Below are 14,157 nucleotides of genomic sequence, written 5' to 3'. Positions count from 1 at the left end.
GGGCACGTCCGGACGAGACAGGGGTCACTGGGGGTCGACATGGGGGAGCTACGCGGTACGCACGTGCCGGTGCTGCTTGAGCGGTGTCTCGAGCTGTTCGCCCCCGCCCTGGACCGCGCCGACGACCGGACGACGGTGTACGTCGACGCCACCCTCGGGCTGGCCGGGCATGCCGAGGCGGTGCTCGCCGCGCATCCGCGTACCGTCCTGATCGGACTCGACCGGGACACCGAGGCCCTGGCGCACGCGCGGGCCCGGCTCGACCGGTACGCCGACCGGATCCACCTGGTGCACGCGGTCTACGACGAGTTGCCCGAGGTGCTGGAGCGGCTCGGACACGACCGGGTGGACGGCGTGCTGTTCGACCTCGGCGTCTCCTCGCTGCAACTCGACGCGCCCGATCGCGGGTTCGCCTACGCGCAGGACGCGCCGCTGGACATGCGGATGGACCAGTCCGCCGGTACGACCGCCGAGGAGGTCGTCAACGGCTACTCGCACGGCGAACTGGCCCGGGTGCTGCGGGTCTACGGCGAGGAGCGGTTCGCCGGCCGGATCGCCTCGGCGATCGTCCGGGAGCGGGAGCGCCATCGGCTCACCTCGTCGGCCCGGTTGGCCGAACTGGTCAGGGAGTCCATCCCGGCACCTGCCCGACGAACGGGTGGACATCCGGCCAAGAGGACGTTTCAGGCTTTACGGATCGAGGTAAACCGGGAACTGGCGGCGCTGGAGACGGCGTTGCCGGCCGCCCTGGACGCACTGTCCGTGGGTGGTCGCGCGGTGGTGCTGTCCTACCACTCACTGGAGGACCGGATCACCAAGCAGGTGTTCGCGGGCCGTGCCCGGAGTACCGGGCCGGTCGACCTTCCGGTCGAGCTGCCCGGTACCGGGCCGATGCTGCGGCTGCTCAGCAGGGGAGCCGAGCTGCCGGGCGAGGCGGAGGTCCAGGCGAACCCGCGGGCCGCGTCGGTGCGGCTGCGGGCGGCCGAACGGATCGAGCGGGACGGCGGTGCGAGCACGACGACGAGGCGGGCTGTCCGCGAACGGCCCGGGCGAGTCGTCGGGACGACAGGCCCGGCCGGTGCGGGGGCACCGGGCGGGTCCGACGGAGCGCGACGGGACATGCCGCGGCCGGCATCCGACGGCGGCGGCACGACAGTACAGGGGGAGGGAAGATGAACGTCAACAGGCGCGAGCGTCGGGAACAGCCCGACGCGACGCGCGACGCGCAGCAGCGCACACCGCGGTCGGGGGGCCGGACCACGGTGCAGCGGGCACAGCGGGCGGGCGGTGGCCGGTCGAACCCGGCGCCGGAGACCCGCGCGCGGGGGGCGCGACGGTATCCGACCCAGGGCAGTGCCGCACTGCGTGAGCGGGACTGGGAGCAGCCGGCGGAATCCGCCCGGGGGCTGCAGGTCTGGGACAGCTCTGACGAGCTGCCGGAGCGCGCACCGGAGTCGGCGACGCCGGCCCGGCGCTCCCGGCTCCGGGTGGCGCCACCGCTGCCGGTGGCCCGACCGCGGGTCTCCTTCGTGGCGCTGATCCTGGTGCTGGTGGTCGGCGGGATGCTCGGCATCCTGGTGGTCAACAGCAAGGTCAACGAGAACGCGTTCCGGCTGGAGCGGCTGCAGCAGCAGCAGTCCACGCTGGACATCCAACAGCAGGAGCTGGAGCAGAAGATCGCCGACGCCGAGGTGCCGGGCAACCTGGCCGCCCGGGCCCGCCAACTGGGCCTGGTCGACTCGGGGCCACCGGCCTTCATCCGGTTGCCCGACGGTCGGGTGATCGGGGTGCCGCAGCCGGCCGGCGGCGAGCCGGCGATCACCAGCCAGCAGGGCGCCGGGGGATGACCCGGTGACGCCGCGGTCGGACGAGCCGCGCCGGGACGCTTCGGCGGCCCGGCGCGGCTCTTCGCGCGCCGACCGGGACACCGAACGCGGCTCCGGCGGCCGCTCCGGCTCCGGCATCGGTGGCATCTCCGACGCCCGGGCCTACACCCCGCGCGGCCGGACCGTGCGGGACAACCCGGAACTCCGGCGCACCCCCGGCGTCGACGGCGGCTCCACCGAGCAGGGCGGCCGGTCCCGGCGTACCCCCAGGACCGGACGGTCGGCCGACCCGTTCCGGCCAGCGCTGCAGGTCCTCGACGGCGGCCGGAACGGCGCGACCCGGACGGCCCGGCGCACCGTGCCGACCGCCGCCGGACGCACCATCACCCCACGCCCCGTCCGGGGCGGTGCCGACGTCGCCAAGCCGGTCCGGCGGCGTCCGGCCGACCCGCCCGGCGGCCCCGCCCGGACCAGCACCGGAGCGCCCGCCCGGCGCCCGGCCCGGCGACCCCGCCGGCCACCCCGGCTGGCCGACCCGCACCGGCGGCTGCGGCTCGGCACGCTGCTCGCGCTCGCCATGTTCACCACCATCGGCATCCGGCTGGTCGCACTCCAGGTCGTCGACGCCCCGGAGTACGACGGCGGCGGTGTCGGCGACCGGCTGCGTACCGTCGTCCTGCCCGCCCCCCGCGGAACCATCTACGACCGCTTCGGGGCGGCGCTGGCGGAGAGCGTCGAGGCCCGTTACGTCTACGCCGACCCGGAGATGATCGACGATCCGGCCCGGACCGCCACCGCCCTCTCGCCGCTGCTCGGCACCCCCGCCTCCAAGCTGACCGAGGAGATGCGGAAGCGGAAGCGGCCCGACGGGCGTCCGTCGAACTTCGAATACCTGGCCCGGGGCGTCGAGATCGGCACCGCCGAGAAGATCATGGATCTCAACCTGAAGGGCATCGGCACCGGGCGGGACGAGCGGCGCCAGGTCCCCGGTGGCGACCTGGCCGCCAACCTGCTCGGCTTCACCAGCCAGGACCGGGTCGGCCTGGAGGGCATCGAGGCCCGCTACGACGAGCTGCTGCGCGGGGTGAACGGCGAGCGGGAGTACGAGGTCGGCAAGGGGGCACTGGCCGCCGAGATCCCCGGCGGCTACAACCGGGTCACCCCGGCCCGGCCGGGCAGCTCGCTGCAACTCACCATCGACCGGGACCTGCAGTTCATGGTGCAGCGGATCCTGGCCAAGCGGATGCAGGAGGTCAACGGCACCACCGGGGCGGCCGTGGTGCTCGACGTACGCACCGGCGAGGTGCTGGCCCAGGCGAGCTATCCGACCTACGACGCGGCCGACTGGCAGAAGTACGACGCCAGCGACCGCAACGACGCCGCCACCAGCTTCGTGGTCGACCCCGGATCGGTGCACAAGGCCGTCATCTTCGGCGCCGGGCTGGAGGAGGGGGTGATCACCCCGGACACCGCCTGGCCGACGCCGAACAGCATCCGCAAGGGCGACCAGACGTTCCGGGACACCCACAACGCGCAGGGCCGCAAGCTCAGCGTCGCCGGGATGCTCGGGTTCTCCTCCAACGTCGGCACCATCCGGATCGCCGACCGGCTCGGCGCGGAGAAGGTCTACGAGTACCAGCTCCGGTTCGGGCTGGGGCAGCCGACCGGGGAAGGGGTGCCGGGCGAGGCGTCCGGCCGGGTGCTCAAGCCGTCGGAGTACAGCGGCTCGACGTACGGGTCGGTGCCGATCGGGCACAGCGTCGACGTCACCCCGTTGCAGATGGCCGCCGCGTACGCCGCGATCGCCAACGACGGCACCTGGGTCCAGCCCCACCTGGTACGCGAGATCATCGGCCCGAAGGGCAAGCGGAAGCCGGTACCCGACCCGAAGACCCGGCAGGTACTGCGGCCGGAGACCGCCGCCGCGCTGCGTACCCTGCTGGAGGCGCCGGTGACCATCGACGGCGGCACCGCCACCCAGGCGGCGATCGAGGGCTACCGGGTCGCCGGCAAGACCGGCACCGGATCCCGTGTGGTCAACGGCGAGTACGCCCCCGGCGAGGTCGCCTCGTTCATCGGCATGGACCAGGCGGACGACCCGCGGTACGTCATCGCGGTCTTCGCGCACACCCCGTCCGGTGGTGGCGGCGACGTCTCCGCACCGGCCTTCAAGGAGATGATGGAGTACGTCCTGCGGCACTATCGGGTGCCCTCGACCGGCACCGCGCCGCCGAAGTTCGTCGTCTATCCGCGCTGACCTGCCGGAACGGGACATCATCGGTGGGTGCGGGCAAACCACCGGGGCGGCTGTGCGGGGTGGACCCTCCGACGGGGTAGGGTCTGACGCCGTGCCCGGCAATCCCCGTCCCCGCGCCGTGACGCCGGTCCGGCTCACCGATCTCGCCGCGCGAGTCGGCGCCGAGCCGCCTCCGGACGCCGCCGACCTGGCCGTCACCGGGGTGACCCATGCCAGCGGCGAGGTGCACTCCGGCGACCTCTACGCGGCACTCCCGGGTGCCCGCCGGCACGGCGCCGAGTTCGTGGCACCGGCGGCGGCGACCGGCGCGGTGGCCGTCCTCACCGATCCGGCCGGTGCCCCGGCGGCGGCCGAGGCCGGGTTGCCCGCCCTGGTCGTGCCGGATCCGCGCGCGGTGCTCGGCGAGCTTTCCAGCGCGGTATACGGCGATCCGACCGCCGGGCTGACCGTCGTCGGCATCACCGGCACCGCTGGCAAGACCAGCACCAGCTACCTGATCGAGTCGGGGCTGCGGGCCGCCGGCGGTGTCACCGGCCTGATCGGCACCGTGGAGTGCCGGCTCGGCGACCTGGTGGTGGAAAGCGTCCGGACCACTCCGGAGGCCACCGACCTGCACGCGATGCTGGCGGCGGCCCGGGAACGCGGTGTCACGGCGGTGGCGATGGAGGTCTCCAGTCACGCCCTGGCGATGGGCCGGGTCGGCGGGGTCCGGTTCACCGTCGGCGGCTACACCAACTTCGGCCACGACCACCTGGACTTCCACGCCGATGTCGCCGACTACTTCGCGGCCAAGGCGCGGCTCTTCGACGGCCGGTGCGACGTCGAGGTGCTCAACCACGACGATCCGGCGCTCGAACCGCTGCGCCGGCCCGACACCGTCACCTACTCGGCCGTCGGCGATCCGGCCGCGACCTGGCGGGCCGGCGGGATCCGGGAGTCCGGCTACACCCAGACCTTCACCGCGTACGGTCCGGACGGCCTGGCGGTCGAGGCGGGGGTGGCGCTGCCGGGCCGGCACAACGTGGCCAACGCGCTGCTGGCGATCGCCACGCTGGTCGGCGCCGGGGTCGATCCGGCGGTCGCGGCCCGGGGCGTGGTGGCCTGTCCGGGCGTTCCCGGCCGGCTGGAACTGGTCGAGGCGCCCGGCCCGGTGCGCGGGGTGGTCGACTTCGCGCACACCCCGGACGCGGTGGTGGCGGCGCTGAGGGCGCTGCGGGACCTGACCAGCGCCGGCAACCGGCTGATCTGCGTGCTCGGCTCCGGCGGCGACCGGGACCACGGCAAGCGCTCGCTGATGGGAGCCGCCGCGTCGGCCGGAGCCGACCTGGTGGTGGTCACCGACGACAACCCGCGCGGCGAGGACCCGGGAGTGATCCGGGCCGAGGTGCGGCGCGGTGCCGAGCAGGTCGGCGGGTCGGCGCTGGTGCGGGAGGTGGCCGGCCGCCGGGACGCGATCGAGGAGGCGGTCCGGCTCGCCGAGCCAGGTGACGTGGTCGCGGTCCTCGGCAAGGGGCACGAGCGCGGCCAGGAGATCGCGGGCCGGACGTACCCGTTCGACGACCGGGTCGAGCTGGCCGCCGCGCTCGCCGCCCGGTTCGGCAACCTGGTGGAGGGCCGCCGATGATCCCGTTGACCCTGTCCGAGGTGGCCGCCGCGGTCGACGGCCGGCTGGTCGCCGCCGACCCGACGCTGCGGGTCACCGGCCCGGTCGAGTTCGACTCCCGCAAGGTACGTCCCGGCGGGCTCTTCGTGGCCTTCCCGGGTGAGAAGGTGGACGGGCACGACTTCGCGGCTTCGGCGGTGGCCACCGGTGGTGCGGTCGCGGTGCTCGGCTCCCGGGCGGTCGACGGGGTGCCGACGGTGCTGGTCCCGGACGCCCGGGCCGCGCTCGGCCGGCTGGCCCGTGCGGTGCTGGACCGGCTCCCCGACCTGACCGTGATCGGCCTGACCGGGTCGTCCGGCAAGACCACCACCAAGGATTTGGTGGCCCAGCTCACCACCCGGCTCGGTGTCACCGTCGCGCCGCCCGGCTCGTTCAACAACGAGCTGGGGCACCCGTACACGGCGTTGCAGGCCGACGCCGAGACCCGGTTCCTGGTGCTGGAGAAGGGCGCCCGAGGGCTGGGACATGTCCGCTACCTGTGCGAGATCGCCCCGCCCCGGATCGCGGTCGTGCTCAACGTGGGCGTGTCGCACATCGGCGAGTTCGGCTCGCAGGAGGCGATCGCCCAGGCCAAGGGCGAACTGGTCGAAGGGCTGCCGGCCGACGGGCTCGCGGTGCTCAACGCCGACGACGAGCGGGTACGCGCGATGGCGGCCCGCACCGCCGCCCGGGTCGTGCTGGTGGGCGAGGCCGCCGACGCCGAGGTGCGGGCCGAACAGGTCGGGCTGGACGATCGCGGGCGGGCGTCGTACACCCTGGTCACGCCGGAGGGGCGGGCGGCGGTCCGGCTCGGGATCAGCGGCCGGCACCAGGTCGGCAACTCGCTCGCCGCGGCGGCGGTGGCCCGGGACCTCGGCATGCCGCTGGCCGAGTTGGCCGGTGCGCTCGGTCAGCTCGGCCTGCCCTCGACCCGCCGAATGGACGTCTTCGACCGCACCGACGGGGTGACGGTGATCGACGACTCCTACAACGCCAACCCCGCCTCGACCTCGGCGGCGCTGCGGGCGTTGGCCGGGATGGGTGAGCGGCGGCGGACCTTCGCGGTGCTCGGCTACATGGCCGAGCTGGGCGATTTCGAACGGGACGGGCACGAGCAGGTCGGTCGGCTCGCGGCCGAGCTGGGCGTCGACCGGCTGATCGTGGTCGGCGATCCGGCCGCGCCGATCCACGACGGCGCGGTGGCGATGGCGAATTGGGGAGGAGAGTCGGTGCTGGTTACCGATCAGGCGGCGGCGGTCGAGGCGCTGCGCCGCGAGTTGCGGCCGGGCGACGTCGTCCTGGTGAAGGGCTCGCGCTACCGCACCTGGGAGGTGGCCGACGCGCTGCGCGCCGAGGCCGTCCAGTCCGAGGGCGGTGCCCGGTGAGCGCGGTGGGTCGGCGGGATTCGACGGAAGGCGTTCCGGCGTGAGGGCGGTCATCGTCGCCATCGGTGTGGCGTTCCTGATTTCGCTCTTCACCACGCCAATCGCCATCAAGGTCTTCACCCGGCTCAAGGCCGGCCAGCCGATCCGGGCCGAGGGCCCGGTGATGCACCAGGGTAAGAAGGGCACGCCGACGATGGGCGGCGTGGTCTTCATCGTCGCCACGGTGATCGCGTACGTCGCCGGACACGTGGCCCTGACCACCCTGCCCGACGAGCAGATCGCCCAGGTGGAGCCGACCATCACCGCGCTGGTGCTGCTCGGGCTGATGGTCTTCTCCGGTGCGGTCGGCTTCATCGACGACTTCCTCAAGGTGCGCAAGCGGAACAGCGCCGGACTGAACAAGCGGGGCAAGCTACTCGGCCAGATCCTGGTCGGCGCCGTCTTCGGGGTGATCGCGCTCTCCTTCCCGAGCACGATGACCGACGCGTCGGGCGTGGCTACCAACACCGAGACGGTCGGCAGCACCACGCTCTCCTTCATCCGGGACATCGACGCGCTGGAGGTCGGGAAGGTCGCCTCGGTGATCATCATCATCTTCGTGGTGATGGCCGCGACCAACGGTGTCAACCTGACCGACGGACTGGACGGGCTGGCCACCGGTGCCTCGGTGATGGTGCTGGCCGCGTACGCGCTGATCGCCTTCTGGCAGTACCGGCACTGGTGTGCGGACTCGGACTACGTCCGGGGCGGTGCGTACTGCTACACCGTCCGGGACCCGCTGGAGATCGCCCTGATCGCCGGGGCGGCGGCCGGGGCCTGCGTGGGCTTCCTCTGGTGGAACACCTCACCGGCCCGGATCTTCATGGGCGACACCGGGGCACTCGGGCTGGGCGGTCTGATCGCCGGGATGGCGATGTCCACCCGGACGCTGCTGTTGCTGCCGATCCTCGGTGGTCTCTTCGTGATCATCACCATGTCGGTGGTCATCCAGATCATCTCGTTCCGGACCACCGGCAAGCGGGTGTTCCGGATGTCGCCACTGCAGCACCACTTCGAGCTGGCCGGCTGGAGCGAGGTCAACATCGTCGTACGGTTCTGGATCATCGCCGGGATCGGGGTGGCGATCGCCCTCGGCCTGTTCTACAGCGAGTTCCTCACCGCCGTCACCTGACCTTGGCCGGAGCGGATCGGTTCCGGACCCGCCCGGCGGCGGGGGCGCCGGAGCCGGTGCCCGTCCGGGGACACGCCGTACCGTTCGACACGCCGGTCGGCCGCCTGCGCCAGGCCGGCCGGACCAGCGTCGATGATGGGCGGATGGGGGAGGACGAGGGAACGGCACGCACCGGTACCGGACGACCGGAGGGCGGCGGTGGCGACCTGCCCGGGGTACGCCCGGCCGGCGCCCGGGGCGCCCCCGCCGTGGTACGCCCACCGGACCCGCCGGCCGGAGTCGACCTGGCCGGTGGGCTCGCCGCGCTGCGCGGGTTGCTGGCCCGGCCGCTCGCCTCCTACTACCTGCTCATCTCCAGCTCCGGGCTGCTGCTGCTGATCGGGCTGACGATGGTCTTCTCGGCGACCAGCGTCCGGGCGTCCGCCGCCGACGGCAACCCCTTCGCGATGGTCGCCAAGCAGGCGCTCTTCGCGCTGATCGGGCTGGTGGCCTTCTGGATCTGCCAGCGCCTGCCGGCCCGCACCTTCCGGGTGCTCGGGTTGCCGACCCTCGGCGTCGCGGCCCTGCTGCTGGTGTTGCTGGACGTCCTGCACCTGTGGGACAAGCTCAACGGCGACGACCGGGACGCCGTCCTCGGCCCGCTGGAGGCCTGGCAGCTCTGGCTGTACATCGGTCCGATCCAGCTGCAGCCCTCCGAACTGGCGAAGTTCGGTCTGGTGCTCTGGGGTGCGGACATGATCGCCCGCAAGGGCGCCGCGCTCGGCTGGTGGCGGGAGCTGGCCACCCCGCTCTTCCCGGTGGTCGGCCTGCTCTTCCTGCTGGTCGGCTACAACGACCTGGGCACCATGCTCTGCCTGCTCGCCGTCGTGGTCGGGCTGCTCTGGGCGGCCGGCATCCGCAAGCGGGTCTTCGCCACCCTCTCGGTCTTCGGCCTGATCGGGGTCGGGCTGCTGGTCGCCGCCGCCTCGATCGGCGCGGGGTCCGGTGAGGAGGGCGCCAAGAACTACCGGCTGACCCGGCTCACCATGTTCTTCAACCCGCCGCCGCCGGACGAGTGCGGACTCACCGACTGCTACCAGTACCTCCAGGCCAGGTACGCGATCGACAACGGCGGCTGGTTCGGCGTCGGGCTGGGCAAGAGCAGCCTGAAGTGGAACTGGCTGCCCGAGGCGCACAACGACTTCATCTTCGCCATCCTCGCCGAGGACCTGGGCGTGGTGGGCTGTGCCGTGGTGCTGGCCCTCTTCGCGGTGCTGGCGTACACCGGGTTGCGGATCGCCCGCCGGGTCGCCGATCCGTTCCGCCGGCTGGCCGCCACCGCCGCGACCGCCTGGCTGGTCAGCCAGGCGGTGATCAACATCGGTGGGGTGGTCGGGCTGCTGCCGATCACCGGCCTGCCGCTGCCGTTCATCTCCGACGGCGGCAGCGCCCTGGTGGTGACCCTCGCCGCGATCGGCATGCTCGCCTCGTTCGCCCGCGCCGAACCGGACGCCGCGCGTGCCCTGCACGCCCGTCCGGCGCCCCGATGGGTACGGCTACTCTGGGCCCCGCTGCCGCCGCTTCCCTCGGCGCGCCGTCGTGGGAAGCTACCCGCGCCGGCCCCCCGAGAGCCCGCGTCCCGGGCCGGGACCGGGCGGCGGCGGGAGCCCGAGGCCGGGCCAGCAGGTGGCCGGGCGAGGCGAGGGCGCGCCGGTACGGCGAGCGAGAGGAGACGCTGATGGGTCCGCTGCGGTCGGTGGTGCTAGCGGGAGGAGGCACGGGTGGGCACATCTACCCGTTACTCGCTTTCGCCGACTGCCTGCGCCAGCACGACCCGGGAGTACGGATCACCTGCGTCGGCACCCCGAAGGGGCTGGAGAACGAACTGATTCCGCCGCACGGCTACGACCTGCGGCAGATCCCGGCGTATCAGCTTCCCCGGTCGGTCAACATGAACCTGATGCGTACTCCGGACCGGATGTGGAAAGCCGCCCGGGCCGCCGGAAAGGTGATCGACGAGGTACGTGCCGACGTCGTGATCGGGTTCGGCGGCTACGTTTCGGTGCCCGCCTACCTCGCGGCGTGGCGCCGGGAACTGCCGATTGTGATCCACGAGGTGAACGTGCCCCCGGGGGTGGCGAACCGGCTCGGCATGAAGTTCACCAAGCACGTGGCGGTCGGCTTCCCGCACCAGCCGGCCCAGGCCGAGTCGCTGCGCAACGCCAGGGTGGTCGGGGTGCCGCTGCGGCGCGGCATCAGCAGGCTCGACCGGGCGGCGCACCGGGCGGCGGCACGCCGGCAGTTCGGTCTGCACCCGGACCTGCCGACCCTCTTCGTGGCCGGCGGTTCCCAGGGGGCCCGCTCGATCAACCTGGCGGTGGCCGGAGCGGCCAAGTCGCTCGCCGCCGCCGGGGTGCAGGTGCTGCACGTGATCGGCGCCCGCAACGAGCCGGTCAACGTCCCGGCCGACCTGCCGGTGCCGTACGTGACCCTGCCGTACCTCTCGCAGATGGAGCTGGGCTATGCCGCCGCCGACCTGATGCTGGGCCGGGGCGGGGCGATGACCTGCGCCGAGGTGGCGGCGATCGGGCTGCCCACCGTCTACGTGCCGTACCCGCACAGCAACCAGGAGCAGAAGCGCAACGCCCTGCCGGTGGTCGAAGCCGGTGGCGGACTGCTGGTCGACGACTCCGAGATGACCTCCGCCTGGATCGAGCACACCGTGATCCCGCTGATCCGCGACCCGCGCCGGCTGGCCGCGATGGGCGCCGCCGCCGCCGGCTACGGCCGCCGCGACGGCGACGAGGCCCTGCTCGACTTCGTCTACGAGGCGGTGGCCCGGTGAGCGCGAGGAGTGAGCCGGGTTTGCGAGCCCCGCAGTCGCGAGCGGAAGCCGGTCCGGTGAGCGCGAGGAGTGAGCCGGGTTTGCGAGCCCCGCAGTCGCGAGCGGAAGCCGGTCCGGTGAGCGCGAGGAGTGAGCCGGGTTTGCGAGCCCCGCAGTCGCGAGCGGAAGCCGGTCCGGTGAGCGCGAGGAGTGAGCCGGGTTTGCGAGCCCCGCAGTCGCGAGCGGAAGCCGGTCCGGTGAGCGCGAGGAGTGAGCCGGGTTTGCGAGCCCCGCAGTCGCGAGCGGAAGCCGGTCCGGTGAGCGCGAGGAGTGAGCCGGGTTTGCGAGCCCCGCAGTCGCGAGCGGAAGCCGGTCCGGTGAGCGCGAGGAGTGAGCCGGGTTTGCGAGCCCCGCAGTCGCGAGCGAAAGCCGGTCCGGTGATGGTGTCCGTGAGTGTGGGCAAGCCGGTGACCCGACGGATTCCGAGTGGAAGGCTGGTGTCATGAACACCGCGCAGTTCAGCCCGGTCGGCACGCTCGCCGCCGAAGACCTGGGCAGCATTCACCTGATCGGGGTCGGTGGGATCGGCATGAGCGGGCTGGCCCGGCTGCTGCTCACCCGGGGTCTGCGGGTCTCCGGCAGTGAACTGCGGGAGTGGCCGGCGCTGGCCGGGCTGCGGGCGCTGGGCGGCACCATCCACATGGGCCACGCGCCGACGAACCTGGACGGCGTCGACACCGTGGTCTACTCCAGCGCGATCCCGCAGGACCACCTGGAGCTGGTCACCGCCCGGGAGCGCGGGCTGCGGGTGCTGCACCGGTCGGAGGCGTTGGCCGCGGCGATGACCGGCCGACGGACCATCGCGGTCGCCGGCACCCACGGTAAGACCACCACCACCTCGATGGTGACGCTGATCCTCCAGCACGCCGGCCAGGACCCGTCGTTCGTGATCGGCGGGGAGATCTCCGAGGTGGGCTCGAACGCCCACCACGGCAGCGGTGAGTACTTCGTCGCCGAGGCGGACGAGAGCGACCGGTCCTTCCTGCTCTACCGGCCGTACGTCTCGATCATCACCAACATCGACGAGGACCACCTCAACACCTACGGCGACTACGCCGGGCTGGAGGAGGCGTTCGTCGACTTCGCCCGGCTGACCGACCCGGAAGGGTTCGTGGTGACCTGCGCGGACGACCCGGGCACCCGGCGGATGGCGGAGAAGCTGCGTGCCGAGGGGCGGACGGTGTACACCTACGGCACGGACCCCGGCGCCGACCTGCGGCTGACGGACGTGGTCTCGTCGGCCGGCGGCGTACGCTACCTCGCCACCCTGGGCGGGCAGTCGCTGGGCGAGATCCGGTTGCCGGTGCCTGGCGCGCACATCGGGCTGAACAGCGCCTCGGCGGTGCTCACCGCCGGCAAGCTCGGCCTGCCGATGGATTCCGTGACGTCGACGCTGGCCTCCTTCCCCGGGGTACGCCGCCGGTTCGAGCGCAAGGGGGTGGCGGCCGGCGTCCAGGTCTACGACGAGTACGCCTATCACCCGACCTCCATGACCGCCGCGCTCAAGACCCTGCGCGAGGTGGCCGGCGACGGCCGACTGATCGTCGTCTTCCAGCCGTACCGGCTCTACCGGACCCGGGACCTCCTGTCGGAGATGGCCACCGCGCTCTCCATCGCCGACGAGGCGGTGGTACTGGAGGTCTTCGCCCCGGGTGAGGTCCGGGCTCCCGGCGAGGGCGGGGCGGCGCTGACCGAGGCGATCGACCTGCCGGCCGAGCGGAAGGTCTTCCAGCCCTCCTGGGAGGAGGTACCGGCCGAGGTGGCTCGCCGGGCCCGTCGGGGTGACGTGGTGGTGACCATGGGCGCGCCGCCGATCTCGATGATGGGCGACGAGTTGCTCGACGTGCTGGCCGGGAGCCGGTCGGGGGCCGCCGGGCAGGAGGCCGGGGCGACCTCGAACGGCGCCGGGGCAGCCAGCGACGCCGGATGAGCCCGGGCACGTCCCGGGGCAGGTCCGGAGGTCCGGCTGCTCCGGGCGGTCGCTCCGGCGGGCCCGGGCAGGGTGGCCGGGGCGCCGCTGGACGGGGCACGGGACGCTCCGCCCGGGGCGGTCCGGGCGCGGGCGGTGTGCGTTCCGGGGCGGGCCGCCCCGGGACCGGCCGGTCGGGCACGGGCCGCGGTGCCGACCGGAGCTGGCGGCTGGTCCGGGCCGGCACCGACGCGGTGCCGCCGTCGGTACGCCGGTTCACCCGCCGGGCCCGGCAGCGCCGGGTGCGTGCCGCGCTGCCGTGGACGGTACTCGCCGGAGTGCTGGTGCTCAGCCTGGCCGGTGCCGGGGTCGTGTACGGCACCTCGCTCTTCGGCTTCCGGACGCTGCGGGTCGTCGGCGCCACCCTGGTCACCGACGACCAGGTGCGCCAGGCGGCCCAGGTGACCGAGGGCGTTCCACTGGCCCGGGTCGACCTCGACGCGGTCCGGGCCCGGGTCGCCGAGTTGCCGCCGGTGGCCCGGGTGACGGTGTCCCGGCAGTGGCCGAACACCCTGCGGATCGAGGTGGTGGAACGCAGCCCGGTCGCGGTGGTACCGCAGAACCGGCGCTTTCTGGTGCTCGACGCCGCCGGGGTGGTCTTCCAGACCCGACCGGACCGGCCGGCCGGGATGCCGCTGGTCCGGCTGCGTACACCCGGGCCCGACGACCCCGCGACGAAGGGGGCGCTGACCGTGCTCGCCAACCTCACCCCGGAGCTGCGGGACCGCCTCGGGGAGCTGGTGGTGGAGGGCCCGGCCCGGATCACCGTCAAACTGCGTGGCGGCCGTACGGTGCTCTGGGGCGACGCCTCGCGCAGCGACACCAAGGCGCAGGTGGCGACGTCGTTGCTGGCGCGCGAGGGGGACGTCGTCGACGTCCGGACCCCGGACGTGGTGACCATCCGCTGACCGGACTGCGCGGCGATGCTGACCGGGCTGTGCGGACCGGGCGCATCCGGCGGTGCTCGCCGGATGCGCGATGGTGCGGCACGCGGCGCCGGTCGGTCGGGTCGACACGCCGGTCGGTCGGCTCGCCGGTGACGTT

The 14,157-nt window shown here is 73.4% G+C and carries 10 protein-coding genes; all 10 read left to right on the top strand.

Features of this window, described 5'->3' with window-relative positions; translation table 11 throughout:
• Positions 1-39 precede the first annotated feature (39 nt).
• Positions 40-1,176, top strand: coding sequence for a 16S rRNA (cytosine(1402)-N(4))-methyltransferase RsmH (gene rsmH / locus EV371_RS03005; RefSeq protein ID WP_130460690.1), 1,137 nt, complete (start codon positions 40-42; stop codon positions 1,174-1,176).
• Positions 1,173-1,847 (top strand): cell division protein FtsL, encoded by a 675-nt coding sequence (gene ftsL, locus EV371_RS03000; RefSeq protein ID WP_130460689.1) that lies wholly within the window; start codon positions 1,173-1,175, stop codon positions 1,845-1,847. Before rsmH ends, ftsL begins: the two co-directional genes overlap by 4 nt.
• Positions 1,848-1,851: 4 nt before the next feature.
• Positions 1,852-4,083 carry a peptidoglycan D,D-transpeptidase FtsI family protein gene (locus EV371_RS02995; protein ID WP_130460688.1) on the top strand — a complete coding sequence of 744 codons (2,232 nt, stop codon included), beginning with the start codon at positions 1,852-1,854 and terminating at the stop codon, positions 4,081-4,083.
• Between the two features lie 52 nt (positions 4,084-4,135).
• Positions 4,136-5,707: a UDP-N-acetylmuramoyl-L-alanyl-D-glutamate--2,6-diaminopimelate ligase gene (locus EV371_RS02990; protein WP_130460687.1), complete on the top strand. Its 1,572-nt coding sequence runs from the start codon at positions 4,136-4,138 to the stop codon at positions 5,705-5,707.
• Positions 5,704-7,110, top strand: coding sequence for a UDP-N-acetylmuramoyl-tripeptide--D-alanyl-D-alanine ligase (locus tag EV371_RS02985; protein ID WP_130460686.1), 1,407 nt, complete (start codon positions 5,704-5,706; stop codon positions 7,108-7,110). The genes EV371_RS02990 and EV371_RS02985 overlap by 4 nt, the downstream gene beginning before the upstream one ends.
• A gap of 40 nt (positions 7,111-7,150) precedes the next feature.
• Positions 7,151-8,281, top strand: a complete 1,131-nt coding sequence (gene mraY, locus EV371_RS02980; RefSeq protein ID WP_130460685.1) for a phospho-N-acetylmuramoyl-pentapeptide-transferase — start codon at positions 7,151-7,153, stop codon at positions 8,279-8,281.
• A 143-nt stretch (positions 8,282-8,424) separates the two neighbouring features.
• Positions 8,425-9,999 carry a peptidoglycan glycosyltransferase FtsW gene (locus EV371_RS02975; protein ID WP_130460684.1) on the top strand — a complete coding sequence of 525 codons (1,575 nt, stop codon included), beginning with the start codon at positions 8,425-8,427 and terminating at the stop codon, positions 9,997-9,999.
• Positions 9,999-11,105 carry an undecaprenyldiphospho-muramoylpentapeptide beta-N-acetylglucosaminyltransferase gene (gene murG, locus EV371_RS02970; RefSeq protein WP_130460683.1) on the top strand — a complete coding sequence of 369 codons (1,107 nt, stop codon included), beginning with the start codon at positions 9,999-10,001 and terminating at the stop codon, positions 11,103-11,105. Before EV371_RS02975 ends, murG begins: the two co-directional genes overlap by 1 nt.
• A 481-nt stretch (positions 11,106-11,586) precedes the next feature.
• The gene (gene murC / locus EV371_RS02965) at positions 11,587-13,074 is read left to right on the top strand and encodes a UDP-N-acetylmuramate--L-alanine ligase (protein WP_130460682.1); all 1,488 of its coding nucleotides are present in this window, start codon (positions 11,587-11,589) and stop codon (positions 13,072-13,074) included.
• A gap of 137 nt (positions 13,075-13,211) precedes the next feature.
• Entirely contained in the window at positions 13,212-14,021 is an 810-nt protein-coding gene (locus EV371_RS02960) for a cell division protein FtsQ/DivIB (protein WP_207230388.1), read from the top strand.
• Positions 14,022-14,157: the final 136 nt, after the last annotated feature.

The organism is Plantactinospora sp. CNZ321, from assembly GCF_004217235.1.
Note: the sequence above shows the minus strand (reverse complement) of the source record. Positions and strands in the feature narration are given on the sequence as shown.

What these genes read in the sequence shown, in the direction of transcription:
- rsmH (WP_130460690.1), top strand. Translation starts at nt 40, where the DNA reads ATGGGGGAGCTACGCGGTACGCACGTGCCGGTGCTGCTTGAGCGGTGT.
- ftsL (WP_130460689.1), top strand. Translation starts at nt 1,173, where the DNA reads ATGAACGTCAACAGGCGCGAGCGTCGGGAACAGCCCGACGCGACGCGC.
- EV371_RS02985 (WP_130460686.1), top strand. Translation starts at nt 5,704, where the DNA reads ATGATCCCGTTGACCCTGTCCGAGGTGGCCGCCGCGGTCGACGGCCGG.
- EV371_RS02975 (WP_130460684.1), top strand. Translation starts at nt 8,425, where the DNA reads ATGGGGGAGGACGAGGGAACGGCACGCACCGGTACCGGACGACCGGAG.
- murG (WP_130460683.1), top strand. Translation starts at nt 9,999, where the DNA reads ATGGGTCCGCTGCGGTCGGTGGTGCTAGCGGGAGGAGGCACGGGTGGG.
- murC (WP_130460682.1), top strand. Translation starts at nt 11,587, where the DNA reads ATGAACACCGCGCAGTTCAGCCCGGTCGGCACGCTCGCCGCCGAAGAC.